Below are 20,078 nucleotides of genomic sequence, written 5' to 3'. Positions count from 1 at the left end.
ATTATTTCTCCATTTGAGCAGGATGTGGCACAAAAGGCACTCGTTTGTAGAACAGCTTTAACGCCTGCCAGTAAATCCCACCGAAAATTTTCAACGTCATAAAAGGGAAGCGAAACAACAGCGTCCTAAGTGATGTGGCATTAATGTCTTGGCGAGTCATCGAAAGCGTTGCATTAAATAAACGCTTGCCTGAATGATTCGGCAGATTTTCAATACCAATATTTAAGCGTTCAGTGGGGGGGGCCACATGCCACTGGTAGCGCATATCAAGATTCATAAAAGGCGAAACATGGAACACTTTATCCGTTGTTTCAGGAGCCGATAAATCCACTAAATAGCAGTGGCGCTGATCCCACGGGGTGTTACTCACTTCGGCAAGCATGTATAAAGACTGTTGATTTTTATAACAAAAATAGAAATTTACCGGACTAAAATACACGCCAAAATGCCGAATTTGCCCAACAAATAGCACTCGATTACATCGCTCTTCACCGCCCAATTCTGCCACTTGCTTCAACACTCGGCTCTTGAGGGCTGAAGCACTCGGCTCCTCTATATCGAGTTTGCGGTTAAGATTGTCCTTTGAGGTAAACGTAGTGAGATAGTCCGCAGGATTAAATCTCAGCAAGGCGCGGCGCTGACTAGCAAATATCCGCCCCATACGACTGATAGAATCAACTTCATCCAAATCAATCGCCAGCAACGCCATTTGGTAGCTAAAGTGATGTTTTATTGGGGTAAAGCGACTATGCGTCACTGTGCCGTAGTAAATACCACTATTGAGCTCACTCATAGGCTGATCCCAAAATGGTCGCAAACATCTAACGCACTACGTACACCATCTTCATGGAAACCATTGTGCCAATAGGCCCCTGCAAAATGGGTGCGGTTTTTGCCAGAAATCTCCTCCCGCCTTGCCTGTGCCTGTAAACTACGTTCGTTAAAGACTGGATGAGCATAGTTGAAACGACGCAGAATTTTCGACTCATCAATGAGCTCACTCTGATTAAGCGTCACACAAAACGTTGGCGCGTCGCTAGGTAGGCGCTGCAGGATATTCATATTATATGTCACTGATGCAGGGCGTTTTTTATCGCCATCTAAGCGATAATTCCAACTTGCCCAAGCCGCTTTACGCTTAGGTAAAATGCGGGTATCCGTGTGCAGCACCACTTCATTATTTTGATACTGTAAGTCGCCTAAAATAGCTTTTTCAGCGGAGGTTGCATCGCTTAGCATTCCAAGCGCTTGATCGCTATGGCAAGCTAGAATCACTTCATCGAACACATGCCACTCGCCATTAACCTGAAGCTTGACGCAATCATCATGGCGTTCGATGGCACTAACTGGGCTGTTTAAATGGAGATTATCTTTAAATGGTGCAATTAATTCAGGAATATAACTGCGTGAACCGCCCTTAAGCACATACCATTGTGGTCTGTCCGTCACATTTAACAGTCCATGATGCTCGAAGAAACGGATAAAAAAGCGCAGCGAAAAAGCCCGCATATCTTCAATGCTCGATGACCAAATCGCCGCGCCCATTGGCAAAATATAATGCTCAGCAAAAAAAGCTGAAAAGCGCTCTCTGTCGAGGAAATCCCCTAAATTAGCATCAGGATATTGGTCCAGCTGATAAATGGCTTTACAGCTTTTATTAAATCGAACAATTTCATTTAAAAAGGCCCAAAAGCGCGGATTCAGGAGGTTACGCTTTTGGGCAAACAAACTCGCAAAATGATGGCCATTGTATTCAAGCCCAGTGAGCGCATTGTGCACGCTAAAACTCATCTCTGTCGGCAAAATACTGACATTAAGGCGGGCTAACAGCCGCTCAAAACGGGGATAAGTTCTATCGTTAAATACGATAAACCCAGTATCTATCGCATAGGTTTTACCTTGATAATCCACATCCACAGTGGCAGTGTGACCACCGATATAATCATTAGCCTCAAATACAGTCACTTTGTGTGACTGGCTCAATAGATGAGCGCAGGTCAGCCCTGAAATCCCAGTACCTACAATGGCAATATTTTTCATCTTCCGGTGTCCTTTAGCGCTTTTGCTTGGCTATCTCTTTGGATCATTTTTTGCCATACAAATGCTGGTAAAAATGACATCAATTTCAACAAATAAGTAAATCGTTTTGGAAAATGGATCTCTGCGTCGCCGCGTTCGATACCAACACGAATCGCCAACGAAGCTTCATGCACATCAATTTGCATTGGCATGGCAAAGTCATTTTTGGCGGTTAAGGGGGTTGCTACAAATCCAGGGCAAATCACGCTGACACCAATATCATCTTGCGCAACATCGAGTGACAGACTCGCAGCCAAATACTTAACGCCCGCTTTAGATGCGCCGTAAGCCTCGGCTCGGGGAAAGGGTAAATAAATCGCGCTGGAACTCATCAAGGCTAATTTCGATCCTTTTGGCATTAGAGGCAAAAATGCCCCTAAACAGTAGCCCATCGCAATCAAGTTAGTGTGTATGACTCGCTCAAAGAGCTGATCATCAAAATGTTTTGCATCGTCGATATACTCACAACTACCGGCGTTGAGGATCACGATATCCAATAGACATTCACTGCTCGAGAGCATATCACCTAGCTCAGTAGCAGCCTGCTGGACTTGAACACGATCGCTAATATCAAAACTCAAGCAAGTGGCGCCTATCAGTTCCTTCTGCGCCAACAAATCAAGTTTTGAGGCGTCACGGCCACAGGCAATCACATGCCAACCTAAGGCCAAATAATCCTTTGCTAACTGCAAACCGATACCTGAACTTGCCCCAGTTATCAGCACTGTATTGATTTTTTTTGTGAGCAATGAGGTCATTACTTAGCAGCCCTATCTTTAAGCAAGCGAATAAGTCCGCCCATACAAGGCAAATGTTCATACAGCATTTGCCCGAGGTCGAAATAGTCCCGATGAAAATAAATGCGCTGATGAAACTTAAGCTGGCTCATCCCATCAACCTGAACTATCTCTCCTTTATTGAGCTTAGGATGACGATATTGCATTTGCCAAAACAGCGATGCTTGAGTGTTATCCTGTAATACTTCTTTGATTTCAAAATGAATATAGCCAATATTTTGATAAAGCTTGGCAAAATACTGTGTCAACGCGTTTAAGCCATTCACTTGATGCATAGGATCGATAAAACAAATATTGTCATCATAGACCTCTGCAAGTAGATGCAGATTATCCTTATTTAACGCTTGATAGAGGCTGATAAAATCATCTACTAATCCGCTATGCTCAATCTTCGCTTGGTTTATCATCCAGACACTCCCTAAGGGATAAGTATTAAGGTTGAACTTGTGGTCTAAGCCTTTTTCAGCACACCCAGTACCGTCAGCGCTCTTGCTCTTGCCGCATTGTGCTCAACAATCGCATAGGGATAATCCGCTTGCGATGCAAATAACGGTGCTTCAAACAACGAAGGCATTTTTTGCTGATTCGGTTGATGCAATCGCTTAACGCCCCAAGATGCGAGTTCTGGTAAGTACTTACGAATAAAGCGGCCATCTGGATCAAACTTTTCGCTCTGGCTCATAGGATTAAAAATCCGAAAATACGGCTGCGCATCACAACCGCATCCTGCCGACCACTGCCAACCGCCGTTGTTAGCCGCCAGATCGCCGTCGATAAGATGCTGGCGGAAATACCGCTCGCCCCAACGCCAATCAATGAGCAGATGTTTGGTTAAAAAGCTCGCCACCACCATGCGCAGACGATTGTGCATCCAGCCGGTTTGATTAAGTTGGCGCATAGCTGCATCCACTATCGGATAGCCGGTTTTGCCCTCGCACCAAGCTAAAAACTCATCGTGATTGTTGCGCCACGACACATGATCGGCTTGGCGATTAAAATTGTGTCCCTTGGATAAATCAGGAAAAGCCACCAGCAAATGACGGTAGAACTCCCGCCAAATCAGCTCATTTAGCCATGTACGCCCAGGGCTAGTGTCATCAACCATTACCTCAGGGAAACGTTGTAAAAGCGCCGCGACACATTGCCTTGGGCTGAGCACACCAATCGCCAGATAAGGGGAGATAACACTGGTGCCATCAATGGCGGGGAAATCTCTATCTTGCTTATAGTCTTGCACTTTTTGCTGAATAAATTGATTAAGCAGCCGCTTGGCTTGCCCCTCACCTGCCGCCCACTGTTCACTCGAGATAAGCGGGGTTGATATGGTTTGATTTAAACCTGTTTCTGATGGCGTAGTGCCCTTGTTAGTCGGAGAATCAGCAAAGCCGATATTTTTAAAAAATAATGGCTTAGGCTCTGGCAAGATAGGACCAAGCGGTGCTGGCACACCCAGCGGCACAATAGGCTGCTTTGCGGCAACCTCTCGCCACTTGCGGCTAAAAGGAGTAAACACCCGATACATGTCACCGCTTAAATTAAGCACCGTTCCCGGTGGTAATAAGCAATGTTCATCACTAAGCACCAAAGGAATCCCCGCCTCAATACAAGCTTGATCGCGCTTTTGCTCATTGATCTCAGGTTCTCGTCCTGCAAATACCCGTCCAATACTATGCTCTTCACAATAACCCGTTAAAAATGCGGGAATATCTTTAAAGCTATCAAGTTGAATGAGTTCAAATTCAACCCCTAAACTCGCCAGTCCTTGGGCCAGTAGGTTCACATGCCGCTGAATAAAGTCGAGTTGAATTGGCGCGATATCATGGCGACGCCATTGGCTTGGGGTGGCAATGTAAATCGCTTTAAGCTTGGTGGCATGATGTTGCCTTACCCAATCACAGGCGGCCGTAAACGCTTGATTATCAGTAAGGCGCAGATCTTGGCGAAACCACATTAACGCCTGTTTCTCCAAACCGCATTGATTAATGCTCATCGGCGATCTCTCCTTCAATCAGTGCGGCGTTAGCCTGGCTTTTCTGTCTACGATACTGTTTTTTATGTTGCTGCTTTGCGGCCGTTATTTGCCTAATGATCTCTGTAACACTAGGGGCGATATAGTCCGATAAAGTGGTTAATGTCGGCGCGAAAGGGCCAACGAGATAGCAAGCAAGAGACTTAGTCTCCAGCAACATTTGCAGCTCTGTCTGCTTTGATAGTGAGTGATTCGCCTCTGGCAATAACACTAACGCATCAACCTTAAGCCTGTTATTGATTAGCCCAAGACTGCTGACATGTTGCACGCCTAAGTTGACCACTGAGACTCTTAAATCGGCAAGTTCCAGTAATAGTGCAAGGCAATACAAACGGTTAGTAAGGCTTGAACTGGGCGCAAGCGTAGGCTCTGTATTTTTTTGCGATGTAACATAAGGCAAACGCACTAACGCAATCTGGGGCGAGCTTGCTAGCCCCGCTACGCTTAAACGCCCACCGATACGGCTAGCTAACTCACTGTCTAACCAAGCAAGCAGCAGCTCCACATCTAAACGCGGCTCCAATAAAGGCATTAATTGTGCAAACCAAGCTTGTAGCAGTTTTTGTTTAACCAATTGAAATGGATATAAGCCCAAGGCTTCATCTAAGATTTGGTGAAACTTGAGCTGATCTAACTCAAAAAATGCAGTGTTTAACGCCAATATCTGCTCATGCCAAAAATCAGACGATTGAGATTGCACACTCGCGACATCTATCGCTTTAGCCGAACTCATCAATAATGGCTTTACCTTACTGATGGCAACGCCTTTTGCTAACCATGCATTAATCTCATGGATTTGTTGAATATTTTCGGCAGAATACAGCCTGTGCCCCTTGGGAGTACGCTCAGGGATAACAAGCCCAAAACGCCGCTGCCATGCCCTTAATGTCACCGCATTAACGCCAGTAAGCCGCGACACCTCACCGATCGGCAGTAATTCGCTACTGCTGGGATTATCAGCTACAAGCTCTAAATTATGATCTTCCATTTTTGTCTCTTAACTCATGAATCAGATTGGTTGGCCTAAGCATGTTGTGCTAAACCATTTCGCCAATCGTGGTTTGTATCTGCTAAGCCATTTTTATCAAACGCACATATCAGCAAAAACCTAGTAGGCATAACGCAGTTTTAACTCCTCCGGATGGGGATTTAAGTACACTTGATCTTCAATATATGGCGTTGGGAATTGTCTTAAGTAATGGTTAATCAAGGTGATAGGCACTAACAGAGGCAAGAGTCCTTGACGATATTTCATAATCATTTCAGATAGTTCTTGTTTTTGCTCCTTAGTTAAGTGCTTTTTAAAATAGCCCTGAATATGCTGCAAGGTGCTGGTATGATTTCTACGGGTCGCATTGATTTTTAAGGCGGTCATAAAGCCTGTAAAATAGCGGTCAGCGGTCGCTTCAATATCCTCAATATTGGCCACAATCGGTCCAAGCTCGCGATACCATTTAGGACTGTGGGCCATTAATAAGTACTTATAACGGGAGTGAAACTTCACTAACTTATGCTTAGTCAGCCCCTCGTGACGCATTGTATGCCAGTCGTGATAGGCGTAGACCCGAGTAAAAAAGTTTTCCCGCAGCACCATATCGTGCAAACGCCCTTCTTCTTCAACCGGTAAATGGGGATAACGCTCCATTAATTTGCGGGCAAATACGCCAATACCGGATTTAGAGCCGTTATTGGTGCCAATCTTGTACTCTGTCACACGTTCCATACCGCAGGTTGGGGATTTAGCACATAGTAGATAACCGCCTAAAAAATCTAACTCTTCTACTTTGCGCTCACTGAAATCATTGAGTTTTTCGGTGACATCTAAACTTCCATCCGCGCTCTGTACCCGTATTTGTTCACCATCGCGTACTAAACGAATACTTTTACGAGGTGCGCCTAGGCCAATCGCCATTTCTGGGCAGATAGGAACATAATCAAAAAATGGGGCAATTTCTTGATTACAATAGGAGGAATTTTTATGACCACCGTCAAAACGTACCTTCTCCCCTAACAGGCACGCACTGATCCCTATTTGAATACGTTGCGGATTAAACTTGTACATAATGAGATTCCTTGTATCAATTTAGATACTATTACGGACCACTCTTGTACAAGGATCAAGTTTTTGTACAATTTTTTATAAAAATATTTTTCTACTAAAAATCCAACGAAAGTCGCCAGAGTTTGGCCTTGATATTGCTTAATTTATTTGCCCTATTGGCGCGGCATCTGAAAGTGAAAATCAACGAGGAAAAATAAGGAAATGACTGTCATCAATCCCAATAGCTATGCGGCCATCGCGTTGAACCAAGTAAAATCGTTGCAAACTCAGCAAACGCAAGGTGTATCAAGCCCTGCGGAAAATCCGAGAGCTCAAATGACAGCCCCGCAAGATACAGTCACCCTATCTAGCGGCGTGACTCGAGATGCTGAAACCAGTGATACCTATAGTCAGCTTGCGCCTAATGCCAAACAACATTACACCGCTAATGTGCAACATATTGCCGGTACGGCAGAGACTGAAAAGCCGCATAATAGATTAGAAGACGCAATGCAGGCGATTCTCGATAAACGCACAGGCATTGATAGGGATAAGCTTAAACAGCTAGATGCGGAGATAGCAAAAATAGCCGGTGATGACAGCTTATCCGAAGAGGAAAAAGCAAAAAAAATTGAATTACTTCAAGCTCAAAAAGTGGAGCTAATTAAAGAAGCTACTGAGAAAAATGAAGAACGACAACGCAATAACCAGGCTGAAGTGTATTTTAGTTAATAACGCGAGCGGTATGGCGAGCACAACAAGCCCAACTTAATCATCATGCAAAGCCATTGGTGAAATGATTATCCGCCCTATCAAAGGGCGGCTCGCTATCAGAAACAACCTTGTCGCCTTAATTAGCGCTTTTTACCACCTAAGGCGCGTTTTTTAGCCCGTTGTTTTTGAGCAGCTTTGCTATTGCGCCTTGGCTCGGAGACCATTTTGTTAAAATCGGGTTCAAAGCCAGGATACCATTGTTGTGGCAAACGCTTATCGAGCAAGGCTTCGACTTCTTCTAGCAGTAGCGCATCCTCTTGGCTAAAAAGCGTAATAGCCACCCCGGCACTGCCAGCGCGACCAGTACGACCGATACGGTGAATGTAATCTTCAGCAATAAACGGCAATTCGAAATTAATCACATACTCTAGCTCAACAATATCAAGCCCTCTTGCAGCCACATCGGTGGCAACTAAGACTTGCACTTGTCCTTGTTTAAACTCCTGCAATACCTTTTCCCGCGCACCTTGGGACAAGTCGCCATGGAAAGCTTGCGTTGCCACCCCGAGTTGATTGAGCTGAGTGGTCAGCTTATCGACTCCCTGTTTAGTGCGACTAAATATCAACACTTGCTGCCAATTTTTGCTACGGACTAAATGGCTGACAAACTCAGTTTTACGATCGCTATCTATCGCATAGACTCGCTGCTCTATCTGGGCCGCGGTCGTATTACGTTTAGCCACTTCAATCAGCTTGGGATTACGCAGAAGGTTTTTGCTGAAACTAAAAATCGAATCATCCAAAGTGGCGGAAAATAGCAGGGTTTGTCGGTGAGCGGGCACTTGCTTAAGCACGGCTTTGATTTCATCCATAAATCCCATATCAAGCATCCGGTCGGCTTCATCAAACACCAGTGTGTTCAATTGCTTAAGATTGAATGCACCCTGACGCAAATGATCAAGCAAGCGGCCTGGGGTTGCAATCAACACATCGATCCCGGCGTTAAACACCGCTTGCTGCGCCTCGATACTCACTCCGCCGTAGGCAATACCCACACGAATATCTGTGCCTTTCGCATATTTTACAAAGCTTTGCTGAACTTGTAGTGCCAACTCCCTCGTTGGCACTAAAACTAAGGCGCGGATTGCTTTTGGCGCCTTAAGGTTTTCGTTATCAGCGATTAAGTGTTGCAGAATGGGTAATGCAAAGGCTGCGGTTTTCCCCGTCCCCGTTTGAGCCCCCGCCATCACATCCTGTTTTGCTAAAATGGCGGGAATGGCTTCAACTTGAATAGGCGTGGGTTGTTGATAACCAAGTTCAGCTAAGGTGTTAACTAATTGGGTATTTAAGGAAAGCGCGCTAAAAGACATGAAACATCACCAAAAACAATCATGCCGCAATGTTAGCAGACCGGACTGACTGCGACCAGTTTACGATCGCGCCTTTAATATCATGCTTATCGGTCACAGCCACACTACTACTTAGGTTTGGTAAACAATTACGCTTCGGTAAAAAAGGCCTCAACATCCGCTGGTAATTGTGGGCGGCTAAAGAGATATCCCTGTGCTTGGTCGCAAAAATTTTGAGTTAAAAACTCGGCTTGCTCGGTGGTTTCTACCCCTTCCGCAACAATATCTAATTTTAAGGCATGGCCAAGGGCAATCACAGCTTTAGCTATCGCGGTATTGTTGGTATCGAAGGGAATGTCTCGTACGAAAGACTGGTCGATTTTAAGCTTATGAATTGGAAGTTTTTTCAAATAATTCAGTGATGAATAACCCGTACCAAAATCATCGACCGAAAGCTCAATGCCCAAATCACCTAACAATTTTAAATCACGAATCGCGACATCCGGATTATTCATCATCACACTTTCTGTCACTTCAAGCTCAAGGCAAGTTGCAGGTAAGCCTGTTTGCGTTAGGATACGTTTCACGTCCTCCACAAAGGAGCCACGTTGCAACTGCTGTCCTGCGACGTTAACCGCAATGCGGCCAAACTGTTTACCGTCAGCCAACCAACGCACACCTTGCTGGCAAGCCGTTTCAAGCACCCATAAACCAATATCGTAAATTAAGCCTATTTTCTCGGCGACGGGAATAAACATCCCTGGGGAAATTTGTCCTAAAATCGGATCGTTCCAACGCAATAGCGCCTCAACTCCAACGGTTTTGCGGGTCACCAAATTTAATTTCGGTTGATACATCAAATACAGAGAATTTTGCTCAAGTGCACCATAAAGCGCACTCTGCAACTTTAAATGCTCGATCGATTCTTTGGTCAATGATTCAGTGTAAAAGGCATAATTATTTCGCCCCTCACTCTTAGCGCGATACATGGCGGCATCGGCATTGCGTAGCAGCGTATCAGCATTACTACCATCACTTGGGTAAAGGGAAATCCCCATACTGGCGGTAAGGCGTAAATGATCCCCGGTGCTTACCACAAAAGGCAGATCAAATACTTGGCGCAATTGGTTAATTGCCGCTGTAGCATCCTCATGGCCTTGAATGCCGGAAATCAGCGCCACAAACTCATCGCCACCAATACGTGACAACACATCTTGCTCCTGTAATTGGCTGCGAAGACGTTTAGCCAGTTCCACCAGCATTTCATCGCCAATACTATGGCCAAAACTGTCATTAATGTGTTTAAACAAATCCACATCAATAAAGACTGTCGCTAGTTGGGCATTGAGTCGTTTCGCATGTCTGAGTTCTTGCTTAAGCTGCATCATCAGCTTCATGCGATTCGGCAAATGAGTCAGTGGGTCAAAATAAGCTAAATGAGCAAGTTGCGCTTCACTCTGCTTTTGAGCGGAGATATCGGCAAAGACTGCGACAAAATAGCGGATCTCCCCAACCTCATCGTAGATGGCGCTAATAGTGATATTTTGCGGAAAAATAGTGCCATCTTTACGTCGATTCCAAATTTCACCATTCCACTTACCAGCATCGAGTAAATGATTCCACATGGTTTCAAAAAAAGCTTTATCGTGACGGCCGGAATTAAATAAGCGTGGATTTTGCCCAAGTAACTCTTCTCGCGAGTAACCTGTAATCTCGTAAAAGGCACCATTAACATCGGTAATATTACCGTGCCTATCAGTCACGACAACACCTTCAAGGGAGTGTTTAAAGACATTGGTAGCGAGGGTAAGTTGTTCTTCCACTTCTTTATGTTTAGAGATATTACGGGTCATGCCTATCACGCCCGCCAGTTCACCCTCGGGCGTTAAGGCGGGGATTTTAAGGGTCTCTAGCCATAAGTGTTTATTTTGATTCTCACCATCTAAACATTCGGCAACAATAATTGGCGCCCCAGTCTCAATAGCAAGTTTGTCACCATTAAGAAAAATATCCGCAATCGCTTTGCCAAATAACTCTTCGTCGGTCTTGCCAATAATGTCACTACGGGGTAGCTCCCACGCATTTTCAACACTTTGGTTGCAAATGGTGTAAACACCGTCGATATTTTTGACCCAAATATGCTCTTCAAAACTATCGATAAAGGTCTGCAAGTCAATAACATCCACCGACTTCGCATCACCGCGCAAGGCAGCCATTTGCAGTCGTTGGGCCCTGTGCAACTCACTCAAATTAAGCTGTAGGCTATTAACCGTTAGGGAAGCGAGTTGCAGTGCCTTATCATCTAACTGTAAAGGAGTATGATGATATAAACAAAATACCCCGAAATGCGCTCCAGAATTCCAGATGATAGGCAAATAAATTAAGCTTCCAAGTCCGGTATCACGCCATTTTGGCGTTGATTTTACATCAGGGATCAAGGCTTGCTTGAATGCAGCAGCATGACGTACATCCAACGGAATATTAACCTGATGATGACTAAAGGTACTTGATTCGTTGAAGGGATAATGGGAAGCGGAGCGAGTGGATGGGGTATTAACTTTAGGTGTCGCATGTTGATAGAGGTTTAAATGAGCTTTATGATTAAAATGCCGAACAAGAGCTTCTATATCAATAAGTTGGCACCGTTCAGACTGAATTAACTGACGATATTCACCCGCTGCATTCGCAGTTAAAATCACCGCATGCGACTGAGTGATATTGGCGACTAACTGTAAGTCGTTTGCCCAATCTGTTAACTGCTTTTGTGAAATTGCAAAATCAATCATAAGCTTGCTAACTATAGCCTCTACAATTCCATGTTAAATAAGGACAACAAGCGCCCCCCCTAAAAAACACTACACCGACAACAATACCCACCCACTGTCTTAATAAAATCTGAGCCTAGGCTGAAGTACAAAACCAGTACAATCCCACGCTCAATTGACAGATATTACCGCAGACACTCAATCATCGTCATTCACTAATACATAATTATTTGAGTTATTAGCAGATTAGTTTGTTTCAGATAACGAAATTTAAACACCATTATCGCCAACAGACTCACTGTCGATAAAGGTTAGGCTCAAAGCTACTCAAAAATGAGTTCGTCAATAAAAGCTTATCAATAAAACATTTGAATAAAAATCAAACATCTTCATCTTCGTTTCGCAAGCAAAAAATTCACGCCAACAAACAGGGCCGAATCCCAAGGTATAGCCCCCTCGCATAAGGATTGTTTAAGTAGAAATTACCGTCTTTTCATTGACAATAACATTATCCTATTGTCTACAATGGAAATAATCAGAAAGAAAAACAAGGATTTTTATGCCTACCGTGCCTACAGCCACACCCGCCATCCCGCTAACGAGCCAGCAGCTTTACCGAAAGTCAGAACTTAAACAGCTTAATACTGAGTGCCAATCTACAGCCCAGCTCACGCCACTCGATGATATTGTTGGCCAAGAACGTGCCCAACAGGCGGTAGAATTTGCCATGGGGATAAAAGAAAAGGGCTATAACATCTATGCGATCGGCCAAAATGGTCTCGGTAAACGAACCATGATGCTGCGCTATCTCAATCGCCACGATCCCATAAAACCCGCGTTATTTGACTGGTGCTATGTGGTCAACTTTGACGATACCCGCAGCCCTAAAGTGCTAAAACTCACCGCAGGCACGGGGCAAGAGTTTAAGAAATCCATCGAGAAACTTATGCTCAAACTGGTAAGAGCATTACCCTTAGCCTTTGATAATGAAATGTATTATGCCAGAGCTGAAAAACTTAAAAGCCAACTGATACAAAAGCAAGAAGCCGCACTCACAGAGCTCAGCGAAGAGGCCAAACAAAAAAATATTAGTCTGAGCTTAACCATGCAGGGAGATTATCAAATGATCGCCCTCAATGGTGATGAACCCCATGATGAAGCCAGCTTCAGCGCCCTCACGGAAGCCGAGCGTAGTCAATTCGAAAGCAATATCAATGGGCTAGAAGTAAAACTCAGGAGTATTATTCGCCAAAACACTGAATGGGAAGAAGAATTTAGTGATACTCAGCAGGAACATGATGAACAAGTTGCCAAGGATGTGTTGATCCACTTTTTTAAACCCTTGAAGGATAAGTACAAACATCAACCAGATGTCAGAGCATTTTTAACTGGGATGCAGGCAGATATCTTAAGTAATTTAGATATTTTCCTTGAAGAAAGCGAAGAACAACTCGCCCTTGCCTACGCTTCACTTGAAAAGAAAATGCCCCGCCGCTATCAGGTCAATGTACTTGTATGCCAAGGCGAACAGAAATTCCCCATCGTGGTCGAAGAAAGTCCAAGCTACCACAGCCTGTTTGGTTATGTTGAAAACGCCACCTTCAGAGGCACAGTGTTTACCGACTTTTCATTGATCCGCCCAGGAAGTTTACATAAGGCAAACGGTGGCGTGCTGTTAATGGATGCCATCAAAGTGCTTGAACGCCCCTATGTTTGGGATGGGTTAAAGCGAGCATTGCGTTCACGCAAGTTGGATCTGAGTTCATTAGAGCGGGAAGTCTCATTGTCAGGCACCATTTCATTAGCACCGGAACCGATTCCGTTAGATGTTAAAATTATCCTGTTCGGTGACCATGAAACCTACCAACTATTACAGCATTATGATCCTGATTTCAGTGAGTTATTTAGGGTAACTGCCGACTTTGAAGATGTCATGGATAGAACCGACGACTCCGAAGCCCATTATGCCCGATTTATTTCCAGTATTGTCCACGATAACAACATGCTGCACTGCGACCGTAGCGCCATCGCACGCATCATTGAATACAGCTCACGTGAGGCACAGGATCAACAAAAGCTCTCACTGCACTCTGCCAATATTGCCAACCTATTACGGGAATCTAACTTTTGCGCAAAAGCCGTAGCAAGTGCACAAATAGAAAAGCAACATGTTGAACAGGCACTTAAAAATCAAGAGAAACGCGTCTCCCGCCTGCATGACAACATCATGGAAAGCTTCGTGAATGGCACCACACTAATTAATACTCACGATAAAGTCGTTGGTCAAATCAATGCGTTATCTGTTGTTTCTACTTCAGATCATCAATTTGGTCTGCCTAATCGCATCACCGCCACGACCGCGTATGGTAAAGGAGAAGTGCTGGACATCGAACATAGAGTCAAACTGGGTGGGCGAATACATTCTAAGGGCGTTTTAATCCTCACCGCCTATTTAGCCTCTGTGTTAGGTAAAACCGCGCAAATTCCTCTCACCACTTACCTCACCTTCGAGCAATCCTACAGCGGTGTCGATGGTGATAGTGCGTCAATGGCCGAATGCTGCGCTATTATCTCCGCCATCAGTGAGTTGCCCTTAAGACAAGATATTGCCATTACTGGCTCAATGAATCAGTTTGGCGAAGCCCAACCTATCGGCGGGGTTAATGAGAAAATTGAAGGCTTTTTCGATGTGTGTCAAATCAAGGGTAGAACCTCGAGTCAAGGAGTGATTATTCCCGAGTCGAATATTGCAAACTTAATGCTACGCCAAGATATTGTGGAAGCGGTTGAGCGTGGTGAATTCCATATTTGGGCGATTAACCATGTTACTCAAGCGATGACTTTGCTATTAGGTAAAGCCGCTGCGATAGTGCAAACCGATGAGAGTAAACACACAGAGCACTATGCATCAGATTGCGTGTTCGGCATTGCCCAACACAAACTTAATGCTTTGAGAGCACTCAGCAAAACGAATTCATAGTCTCGATTGAACAACAGATACAAAAAGCAAAAAGGGTTAGCTTAGCTAACCCTTTTTTACCACCGTAGCAATCTAAACCTTAAATCAAGGTTGCTAACATCTCGTCACTATAAGCCACCAGCTCCTCGCCTTTACGCACTTTAGCAACATAATCGGGGTTAGCGATAAAGGGGCGACCAATTGCAATTAAGTCAAATTTATCCTCAGCAATGGCCTTGCTCGCCGTCTGTGCACTATAGCTGCCCACACCCACTAGCGTTTTGCCATAGTGTGCACGAACATAACTTGATGCAGAGCCGCCTAAGTAATCAAACTCCATACTGTCATCGAAAATACCGATATGCACAAAGGCCAGATCGCGTTTTTCTAACTCAGGAAGTAAATAATCAAAAACCGCACGGTCACGACTATCGCTTGCCATATTGAAATAGGCGCCAGGGGAAATACGTAAACCCGTTCTGTCTTTACCAATACGTGCGGCAATTGCATCGACCACTTCTAAGGCAAACCGTGACATATTGGCTGGTGTGCCACCATATTCATCGGTACGACGATTACTATCATGGTGTAAGAATTCATCAATCAAGTAACCATTAGCACCGTGGATCTCAACGCCATCAAAGCCGGCTTCAATCGCATTCTCAGCCGCTTTTGCATAATCACGCACCAGCCCCTGAATATCTTCAACCGTTGCAGCTTTTGGCGTTACATAGGTCAATTCACGCATTCTTGGCACACTGCCTTCAATTTTCTGGGCAGAAGGAGCCAGCACATCACCACCACCGAAGAAATGTGGATGAGCAACACGGCCTGTATGCCATAATTGCACAAAAATCTTACCGCCATTGGCATGCACAGCATCAGTCACTTTGCGCCAGCCTGCAATTTGCCCTTGGGTAAAAATACCGGGAGTGTTTGGGTAGCCTTGGGCATCAGGGCGAATAATCGTGGCCTCGGAGATAATCAATCCGGCTTCAGCACGGCGTGCATAGTAAGCCACCATATCATCGGTAGGAACCAAGTCGGCATCAGCCATGCAGCGCGTTAATGGCGCCATCAAAATACGGTTTTTTAAGGTTATCGTGTCATTAAGCTTATAGGTGTCGAATAGATTACCTACAGAGTTCACTGCATTTTCAATCGTCATTGGTTAAACCCCATTCTTGAATGTACGTTCAAGATATTACTATTTGAATGATCATTCAAGAACATTTTTGAATGTTTGTTCAAAATTAGTTAGAATCTCCGGCAAGTATCGGTAAGAGGTAAGAATGCAATGCGAAACGCAGAGTTTGATAGGGCGCAAGTACTCAGGGGGGCAATGGCGGCCTTTATGCGTAAGGGATATACCAAGACCAGCATGCAAGATCTCACCCAAGCCACCGGATTACACCCTGGGTCCATTTACTGTGCTTTTAGTAATAAACGTGGATTACTCATTGCCGCTATCGAGCAATATCAACAGGATAGAAACGAGCAATTCAAGCTTATCTTCTCCAACAACCAGCCAGTGCTTAAAAATTTAAAAACTTACTTAGATAATGTAGTCGTCGAATGTATCAGCTGCGATAGCCAGCAAGCCTGTTTACTGACCAAGGCGTTAAATGAAATCGCCGAGCAAGACGATGAGATTCAACATATTATCAGTCAGAATCTCCATCTATGGCAAAACGCACTCACCGCACAATTTGAATTTGCAGCTTCTCAAGGAATGTTACAAGGGCAGCTCAATAGCGAGCAGAGAGCACAATATTTAATGATGGGAATTTATGGCTTACGAACCTTCGCCCACACTCATCCGCAGGCGGAGATATTGCAGCAATTAGCCAATAAACTGTTTGATGATGTTTGCAGATAACAGTCGAACCTGACGCTTATTTAACCGAACACATAAAGCAAAAGGACGATAAATCAACTTATCGTCCTTTCAATATGATGTTTTGCCAGTATATTTTTTCTTAACCTATATTTGCCTGTGCAAAAACACGCTCACCGAGTGAGTTCAAAATCTTACACTCACCTTCTAATACGGCAATAATGGATTTTCCTTTGCGAAAACTTGCAGGAATCATCACACGACCTGACTCGCTAACAGGTAAACCTTGTAACACCGAATTGTGCATAATTAACCCAACGGGCGCATCATAATACAAAACTGTAACAGTCGCTTGTGTTGCTTGCATAACTTTTAACTCACATTAAGCAGAATCTACTGCTATCGATCAAAGTGGCAAGAGTCTCCATTCATCTCTTATGAAAACAAAACCCAAAACTTGTTTTACCATTTAAAATCAACAAATTAAAAACTCAAAGCGATATAACTTTGTACAAAAGATAAAGACATCATCGCGCCATGAATATCACACCATTTAAGCACTTCGGCAAATAGATGCCAATCTATTTCTATTTTGTTAATCAAATCCGCGCAATCGATCACACTTAAGCAACAAGGACAGATGAATATTTATCTACAAAATAAAAGCGTTAATTCTATATTAAACTACAGTTACTTCGCTTTAAACCCCACTCGAAAACCGCCCCAGTGTTTACCATTAACATAAATGGGTACTGACAAGTCATGCATAATCTCCCCGGTATCTCGCTTATAGGTTTGCAGTAAAACAGGATCCGTATGTGTCCCACAACGGCTGCCCGTTGGGTCATTAAATAAGCGTTTAGTGCGATTGTGCACCATATCAACCTCAACTTTACCGGTTAATGCTTGGCTAAAGCGTTTATTATGGGTTGGGAAATAACCTTTTTTATCAACGGCTCCAGCATAAATGATCTCACTATGCTTAGCTAAAATCGGTTCTTGAATCGCGGGAAAATGTTGATCGGTGAAACGGTCAAATGCAGTGGTATATTTTTGTGGCTGGGTATTCGCAATTGGCTGATATTTGGGACTAAACAACTCTGCTTCCGTAAAACTACCATTAGCTAATCCTTGCGCAAGTTTCTCTCCGCAAGCTTTTGCCGCTTCATTAGCGACTAATAGCACTTGTTGATCAAAGGTTTGAGTATTCCAATGAGACAGTGCTTTAAATATACCCTCTGTCGTTAATGATAGGGTAAACGCCTGCTCAGAAACTGTCATGCTTTGTCTTCCTGTTGCAGTCAGCGAGTCACGGATCTGCGCTACCGAGTTACTAATCTCATTGGTGGTATGATTGTATTGCTTAAGGGAGTCTTCCATATCTCCAAGGGCATGCGCAGAACGAGTTACAGATGTTGAGATATCAGTAAAGTGACCATCCAACTCCCCCATCGCACCGACAACATCAGCAGTTTGCAAAACCACTCGTTCCATTAACGCTGAACTTTTGTCTGTTTCAGCACGAATTTCGAGCAGCATCTTACCGATATCTTGGGTCGCTCCAGCCGTTTTTCCGGCAAGGCTTCGAACCTCATCAGCTACCACAGCAAAGCCTCGCCCTTGCTCTCCAGCTCTTGCCGCTTCAATAGCAGCATTTAATGCCAGTAAGTTTGTTTGTTCCGCAACCGAATTAATGACCTCGGTGATTTTTTGAATTTGTTCAGCTTTTGACTTTAAGGCCTGCACTTGCTGAGCAGCAGTGTTGATATCAGCATTTAATGATTCGATAGCAGATACGCCCTTTTGTGCTTGAGTTCTGCCTTGCACACTCAAGCGCTCAGCCTCTTGGGTTTGGACTAAAATGCTGCTGGCATTATCCCCAAGCAAAGCGGTTGTATTACTCAATTGCGCCGCAGCCACCGCGATAGCACTCGCATGTTCACCATTGGACTCAATCGATTTATTCAATAAATCAATAAAATGTGATACCTCAGCTGCACCAATTGCAATCTTACTGGTTTGGACGCTGATATCATGCTCAGGAGAGCTTAACCGATTGAGCCTAAGAGCATTTTCATCAGGATTTGGCGCCTTGATACTCAAAAAACGCTTAACAATCCATAATACCCACACACAAACTATCCCGCCTAAAACCAAGGCATGTGTCAAACCGGATAAGGAGATGGCATTAAGTAAAAGGCTGCCAAACACAACTAAGACTAAACTCAGTGCAATGACGATTTTATGTTGTAATTCCATATTTGTATCTCACCAAGAAAACGCACATGCAAAGTGAGAGAAGTGAGTATTCACTTGCTATCCATTGCTATTTGATTGGCCGCAGTAAGCAGAATAGACAAATTCAAACACTGCGTAGTGAGTCTATCCTTCTGACTAAATTGAACTATTCATCCTAAAACCTATAGTCTATCTTCAGCGCTCTAACGCGCTTATGGCATTAGACATTAGTATAGATTTCGCCGAATTACCCAATAAATCCTTCCTAAAATCCTCTGGCCATTTTTAGCTGACAAAATGTGGTGCTTATCGCTTTATTGACAAGAATTCCAACTCGAGTGACTGCACATACGGCAAGAAAACTGCTACTATCGGCGCAATTTTTTTGAGCTAACGAGATCAAGATGGGCAGAGCATATCAAAACCGTAAAGAATCCATGGCGAAAACAGCTGGCCAGAAAACCCGCCTTTACTCACGCTACGGTAAAGAAATTTACGTAGTCGCCAAACAAGGTGGTGTCGAGCCGGACGGCAACTTATCACTCCGTCGTTTAATTGAACGCGCGAAGAAAGATCAAGTACCAGCACACGTTATTGAACGTGCTATTGATAAAGCCAAAGGTGGTGGCGGTGAAGATTATGATACTGCCCGTTATGAAGGTTTCGGCCCAGGTAACTGTATGGTCATCGTCGACTGCTTAACCGATAACGTAAAACGTACTTTTACTGAAGTACGTCAAGCCTTCGTAAAAAACGATGCCAAACTTGGTACACCCGGTACAGTAGGCCATATGTTTGACCAATCTGCCGTGTTCGTTTTCCCCGGTGAAGATGAAGATGCCATCCTCGAAATTCTAATGATGGCCGATGTCGATGTGAATGACGTTGAAGTGGAAGATGGCATGATCAGTGTTATCGCACCACACACCGAGTTTTTCAAAGTTAAAACGGCACTGACAGATGCAATGCCTAACATCAACTTTGAAGTCGAGAACATCACTTTTGTGCCTCAAACCATGACCCCAGTGTCCGGTGAAGATGTGGCAGTATTCGATAAATTTATCGCCGCTTTAGAAGATTGTGACGACGTGCAAAACGTTTATCACAATGCAGAAATTCAAGATTAATTAAAATCGTACTTAACAAAAACGCAGCCAATGAGCTGCGTTTTTATTTGCGATCATGCATGAAATTCAATCGCAGCACACTTGGCCAAACGCGCCAGATCTCTTACCGCGCTTCAGGGAGGGACTCATCATCGCGATGGGCC

The 20,078-nt window shown here is 44.2% G+C and carries 16 protein-coding genes; 4 read left to right on the top strand and 12 right to left on the bottom strand.

Features of this window, described 5'->3' with window-relative positions; all coding sequences use genetic code 11:
- Position 1 precedes the first annotated feature (1 nt).
- The 7 genes from FJD32_RS06310 to FJD32_RS06280 all read right to left on the bottom strand — a co-directional run bounded on the left by FJD32_RS06310 (position 2) and on the right by FJD32_RS06280 (position 6,967).
- Complete coding sequence (locus tag FJD32_RS06310) at positions 2 to 793, bottom strand: DUF1365 domain-containing protein (RefSeq protein ID WP_140907704.1); 792 nt, start codon at positions 791 to 793, stop codon at positions 2 to 4.
- Positions 790 to 2,040, bottom strand: coding sequence for an FAD-dependent oxidoreductase (locus FJD32_RS06305; RefSeq protein WP_140907703.1), 1,251 nt, complete (start codon positions 2,038 to 2,040; stop codon positions 790 to 792). Before FJD32_RS06305 ends, FJD32_RS06310 begins: the two co-directional genes overlap by 4 nt.
- The gene (locus FJD32_RS06300; protein WP_140907702.1) at positions 2,037 to 2,837 is read right to left on the bottom strand and encodes an SDR family NAD(P)-dependent oxidoreductase; all 801 of its coding nucleotides are present in this window, start codon (positions 2,835 to 2,837) and stop codon (positions 2,037 to 2,039) included. Before FJD32_RS06300 ends, FJD32_RS06305 begins: the two co-directional genes overlap by 4 nt.
- A complete protein-coding gene (locus tag FJD32_RS06295) occupies positions 2,837 to 3,283 on the bottom strand; it encodes a nuclear transport factor 2 family protein (RefSeq protein ID WP_069453299.1) in 447 nt (148 codons plus the stop codon). Before FJD32_RS06295 ends, FJD32_RS06300 begins: the two co-directional genes overlap by 1 nt.
- Before the next feature lie 44 nt (positions 3,284 to 3,327).
- Entirely contained in the window at positions 3,328 to 4,866 is a 1,539-nt protein-coding gene (gene phrB, locus FJD32_RS06290) for a deoxyribodipyrimidine photo-lyase (RefSeq protein ID WP_140907701.1), read from the bottom strand.
- On the bottom strand, positions 4,856 to 5,893 hold the full coding sequence (locus tag FJD32_RS06285; protein WP_140907700.1) for a MerR family transcriptional regulator: 1,038 nt from the start codon (positions 5,891 to 5,893) through the stop codon (positions 4,856 to 4,858). The genes phrB and FJD32_RS06285 overlap by 11 nt, the downstream gene beginning before the upstream one ends.
- Positions 5,894 to 6,013: 120 nt before the next feature.
- A complete protein-coding gene (locus FJD32_RS06280; RefSeq protein WP_037420865.1) occupies positions 6,014 to 6,967 on the bottom strand; it encodes a DUF523 and DUF1722 domain-containing protein in 954 nt (317 codons plus the stop codon).
- Positions 6,968 to 7,168: 201 nt separating this feature from the next.
- On the opposite strand from FJD32_RS06280, the gene FJD32_RS06275 reads away from it, so the two are divergent.
- Positions 7,169 to 7,678, top strand: coding sequence for a hypothetical protein (locus FJD32_RS06275; protein WP_069453302.1), 510 nt, complete (start codon positions 7,169 to 7,171; stop codon positions 7,676 to 7,678).
- A gap of 122 nt (positions 7,679 to 7,800) precedes the next feature.
- On the opposite strand, the gene FJD32_RS06270 is transcribed toward FJD32_RS06275, so the two are convergent.
- Positions 7,801 to 9,030: a DEAD/DEAH box helicase gene (locus FJD32_RS06270; protein WP_140907699.1), complete on the bottom strand. Its 1,230-nt coding sequence runs from the start codon at positions 9,028 to 9,030 to the stop codon at positions 7,801 to 7,803.
- A 128-nt stretch (positions 9,031 to 9,158) separates the two neighbouring features.
- Positions 9,159 to 11,795 carry a bifunctional diguanylate cyclase/phosphodiesterase gene (locus FJD32_RS06265; protein WP_140907698.1) on the bottom strand — a complete coding sequence of 879 codons (2,637 nt, stop codon included), beginning with the start codon at positions 11,793 to 11,795 and terminating at the stop codon, positions 9,159 to 9,161.
- Positions 11,796 to 12,333: 538 nt separating this feature from the next.
- Here FJD32_RS06265 and FJD32_RS06260 point away from each other — a divergent pair.
- Positions 12,334 to 14,754 carry an ATP-binding protein gene (locus FJD32_RS06260; RefSeq protein ID WP_047534842.1) on the top strand — a complete coding sequence of 807 codons (2,421 nt, stop codon included), beginning with the start codon at positions 12,334 to 12,336 and terminating at the stop codon, positions 14,752 to 14,754.
- A gap of 79 nt (positions 14,755 to 14,833) precedes the next feature.
- Here the strand turns inward: FJD32_RS06260 and FJD32_RS06255 are convergent, their stop codons facing one another.
- Positions 14,834 to 15,901: an alkene reductase gene (locus FJD32_RS06255; RefSeq protein ID WP_140907697.1), complete on the bottom strand. Its 1,068-nt coding sequence runs from the start codon at positions 15,899 to 15,901 to the stop codon at positions 14,834 to 14,836.
- Between the two features lie 129 nt (positions 15,902 to 16,030).
- Here FJD32_RS06255 and FJD32_RS06250 point away from each other — a divergent pair, with 129 nt between their 5' ends.
- The gene (locus tag FJD32_RS06250; protein WP_140907696.1) at positions 16,031 to 16,612 is read left to right on the top strand and encodes a TetR/AcrR family transcriptional regulator; all 582 of its coding nucleotides are present in this window, start codon (positions 16,031 to 16,033) and stop codon (positions 16,610 to 16,612) included.
- A gap of 100 nt (positions 16,613 to 16,712) precedes the next feature.
- Here FJD32_RS06250 and FJD32_RS06245 read toward each other — a convergent pair whose 3' ends face one another.
- Complete coding sequence (locus FJD32_RS06245; protein ID WP_037420886.1) at positions 16,713 to 16,937, bottom strand: TIGR02922 family protein; 225 nt, start codon at positions 16,935 to 16,937, stop codon at positions 16,713 to 16,715.
- 323 nt (positions 16,938 to 17,260) lie between these two features.
- Positions 17,261 to 18,829, bottom strand: a complete 1,569-nt coding sequence (locus FJD32_RS06240; protein WP_140907695.1) for a methyl-accepting chemotaxis protein — start codon at positions 18,827 to 18,829, stop codon at positions 17,261 to 17,263.
- Between the two features lie 383 nt (positions 18,830 to 19,212).
- Between FJD32_RS06240 and FJD32_RS06235 the strand changes: the two genes are divergently transcribed.
- Positions 19,213 to 19,935, top strand: a complete 723-nt coding sequence (locus tag FJD32_RS06235; RefSeq protein WP_037420892.1) for a YebC/PmpR family DNA-binding transcriptional regulator — start codon at positions 19,213 to 19,215, stop codon at positions 19,933 to 19,935.
- The last annotated feature ends 143 nt before the right edge of the window (positions 19,936 to 20,078 follow it).

It is taken from the genome of Shewanella sp. LC6 (genome assembly GCF_006385735.2).
Taxonomy (GTDB): Bacteria; Pseudomonadota; Gammaproteobacteria; order Enterobacterales; family Shewanellaceae; genus Shewanella; species Shewanella xiamenensis.
This window is presented reverse-complemented; position numbering and strand designations above follow the sequence as displayed.

What these genes read in the sequence shown, in the direction of transcription:
- FJD32_RS06285 (WP_140907700.1), bottom strand. Translation starts at nt 5,893, where the DNA reads ATGGAAGATCATAATTTAGAGCTTGTAGCTGATAATCCCAGCAGTAGC.
- FJD32_RS06270 (WP_140907699.1), bottom strand. Translation starts at nt 9,030, where the DNA reads ATGTCTTTTAGCGCGCTTTCCTTAAATACCCAATTAGTTAACACCTTA.
- FJD32_RS06295 (WP_069453299.1), bottom strand. Translation starts at nt 3,283, where the DNA reads ATGATAAACCAAGCGAAGATTGAGCATAGCGGATTAGTAGATGATTTT.
- phrB (WP_140907701.1), bottom strand. Translation starts at nt 4,866, where the DNA reads ATGAGCATTAATCAATGCGGTTTGGAGAAACAGGCGTTAATGTGGTTT.
- FJD32_RS06250 (WP_140907696.1), top strand. Translation starts at nt 16,031, where the DNA reads ATGCGAAACGCAGAGTTTGATAGGGCGCAAGTACTCAGGGGGGCAATG.
- FJD32_RS06275 (WP_069453302.1), top strand. Translation starts at nt 7,169, where the DNA reads ATGACTGTCATCAATCCCAATAGCTATGCGGCCATCGCGTTGAACCAA.
- FJD32_RS06280 (WP_037420865.1), bottom strand. Translation starts at nt 6,967, where the DNA reads ATGTACAAGTTTAATCCGCAACGTATTCAAATAGGGATCAGTGCGTGC.
- FJD32_RS06235 (WP_037420892.1), top strand. Translation starts at nt 19,213, where the DNA reads ATGGGCAGAGCATATCAAAACCGTAAAGAATCCATGGCGAAAACAGCT.
- FJD32_RS06310 (WP_140907704.1), bottom strand. Translation starts at nt 793, where the DNA reads ATGAGTGAGCTCAATAGTGGTATTTACTACGGCACAGTGACGCATAGT.
- FJD32_RS06300 (WP_140907702.1), bottom strand. Translation starts at nt 2,837, where the DNA reads ATGACCTCATTGCTCACAAAAAAAATCAATACAGTGCTGATAACTGGG.
- FJD32_RS06260 (WP_047534842.1), top strand. Translation starts at nt 12,334, where the DNA reads ATGCCTACCGTGCCTACAGCCACACCCGCCATCCCGCTAACGAGCCAG.
- FJD32_RS06305 (WP_140907703.1), bottom strand. Translation starts at nt 2,040, where the DNA reads ATGAAAAATATTGCCATTGTAGGTACTGGGATTTCAGGGCTGACCTGC.
- FJD32_RS06245 (WP_037420886.1), bottom strand. Translation starts at nt 16,937, where the DNA reads ATGCAAGCAACACAAGCGACTGTTACAGTTTTGTATTATGATGCGCCC.
- FJD32_RS06265 (WP_140907698.1), bottom strand. Translation starts at nt 11,795, where the DNA reads ATGATTGATTTTGCAATTTCACAAAAGCAGTTAACAGATTGGGCAAAC.
- FJD32_RS06240 (WP_140907695.1), bottom strand. Translation starts at nt 18,829, where the DNA reads ATGGAATTACAACATAAAATCGTCATTGCACTGAGTTTAGTCTTAGTT.
- FJD32_RS06255 (WP_140907697.1), bottom strand. Translation starts at nt 15,901, where the DNA reads ATGACGATTGAAAATGCAGTGAACTCTGTAGGTAATCTATTCGACACC.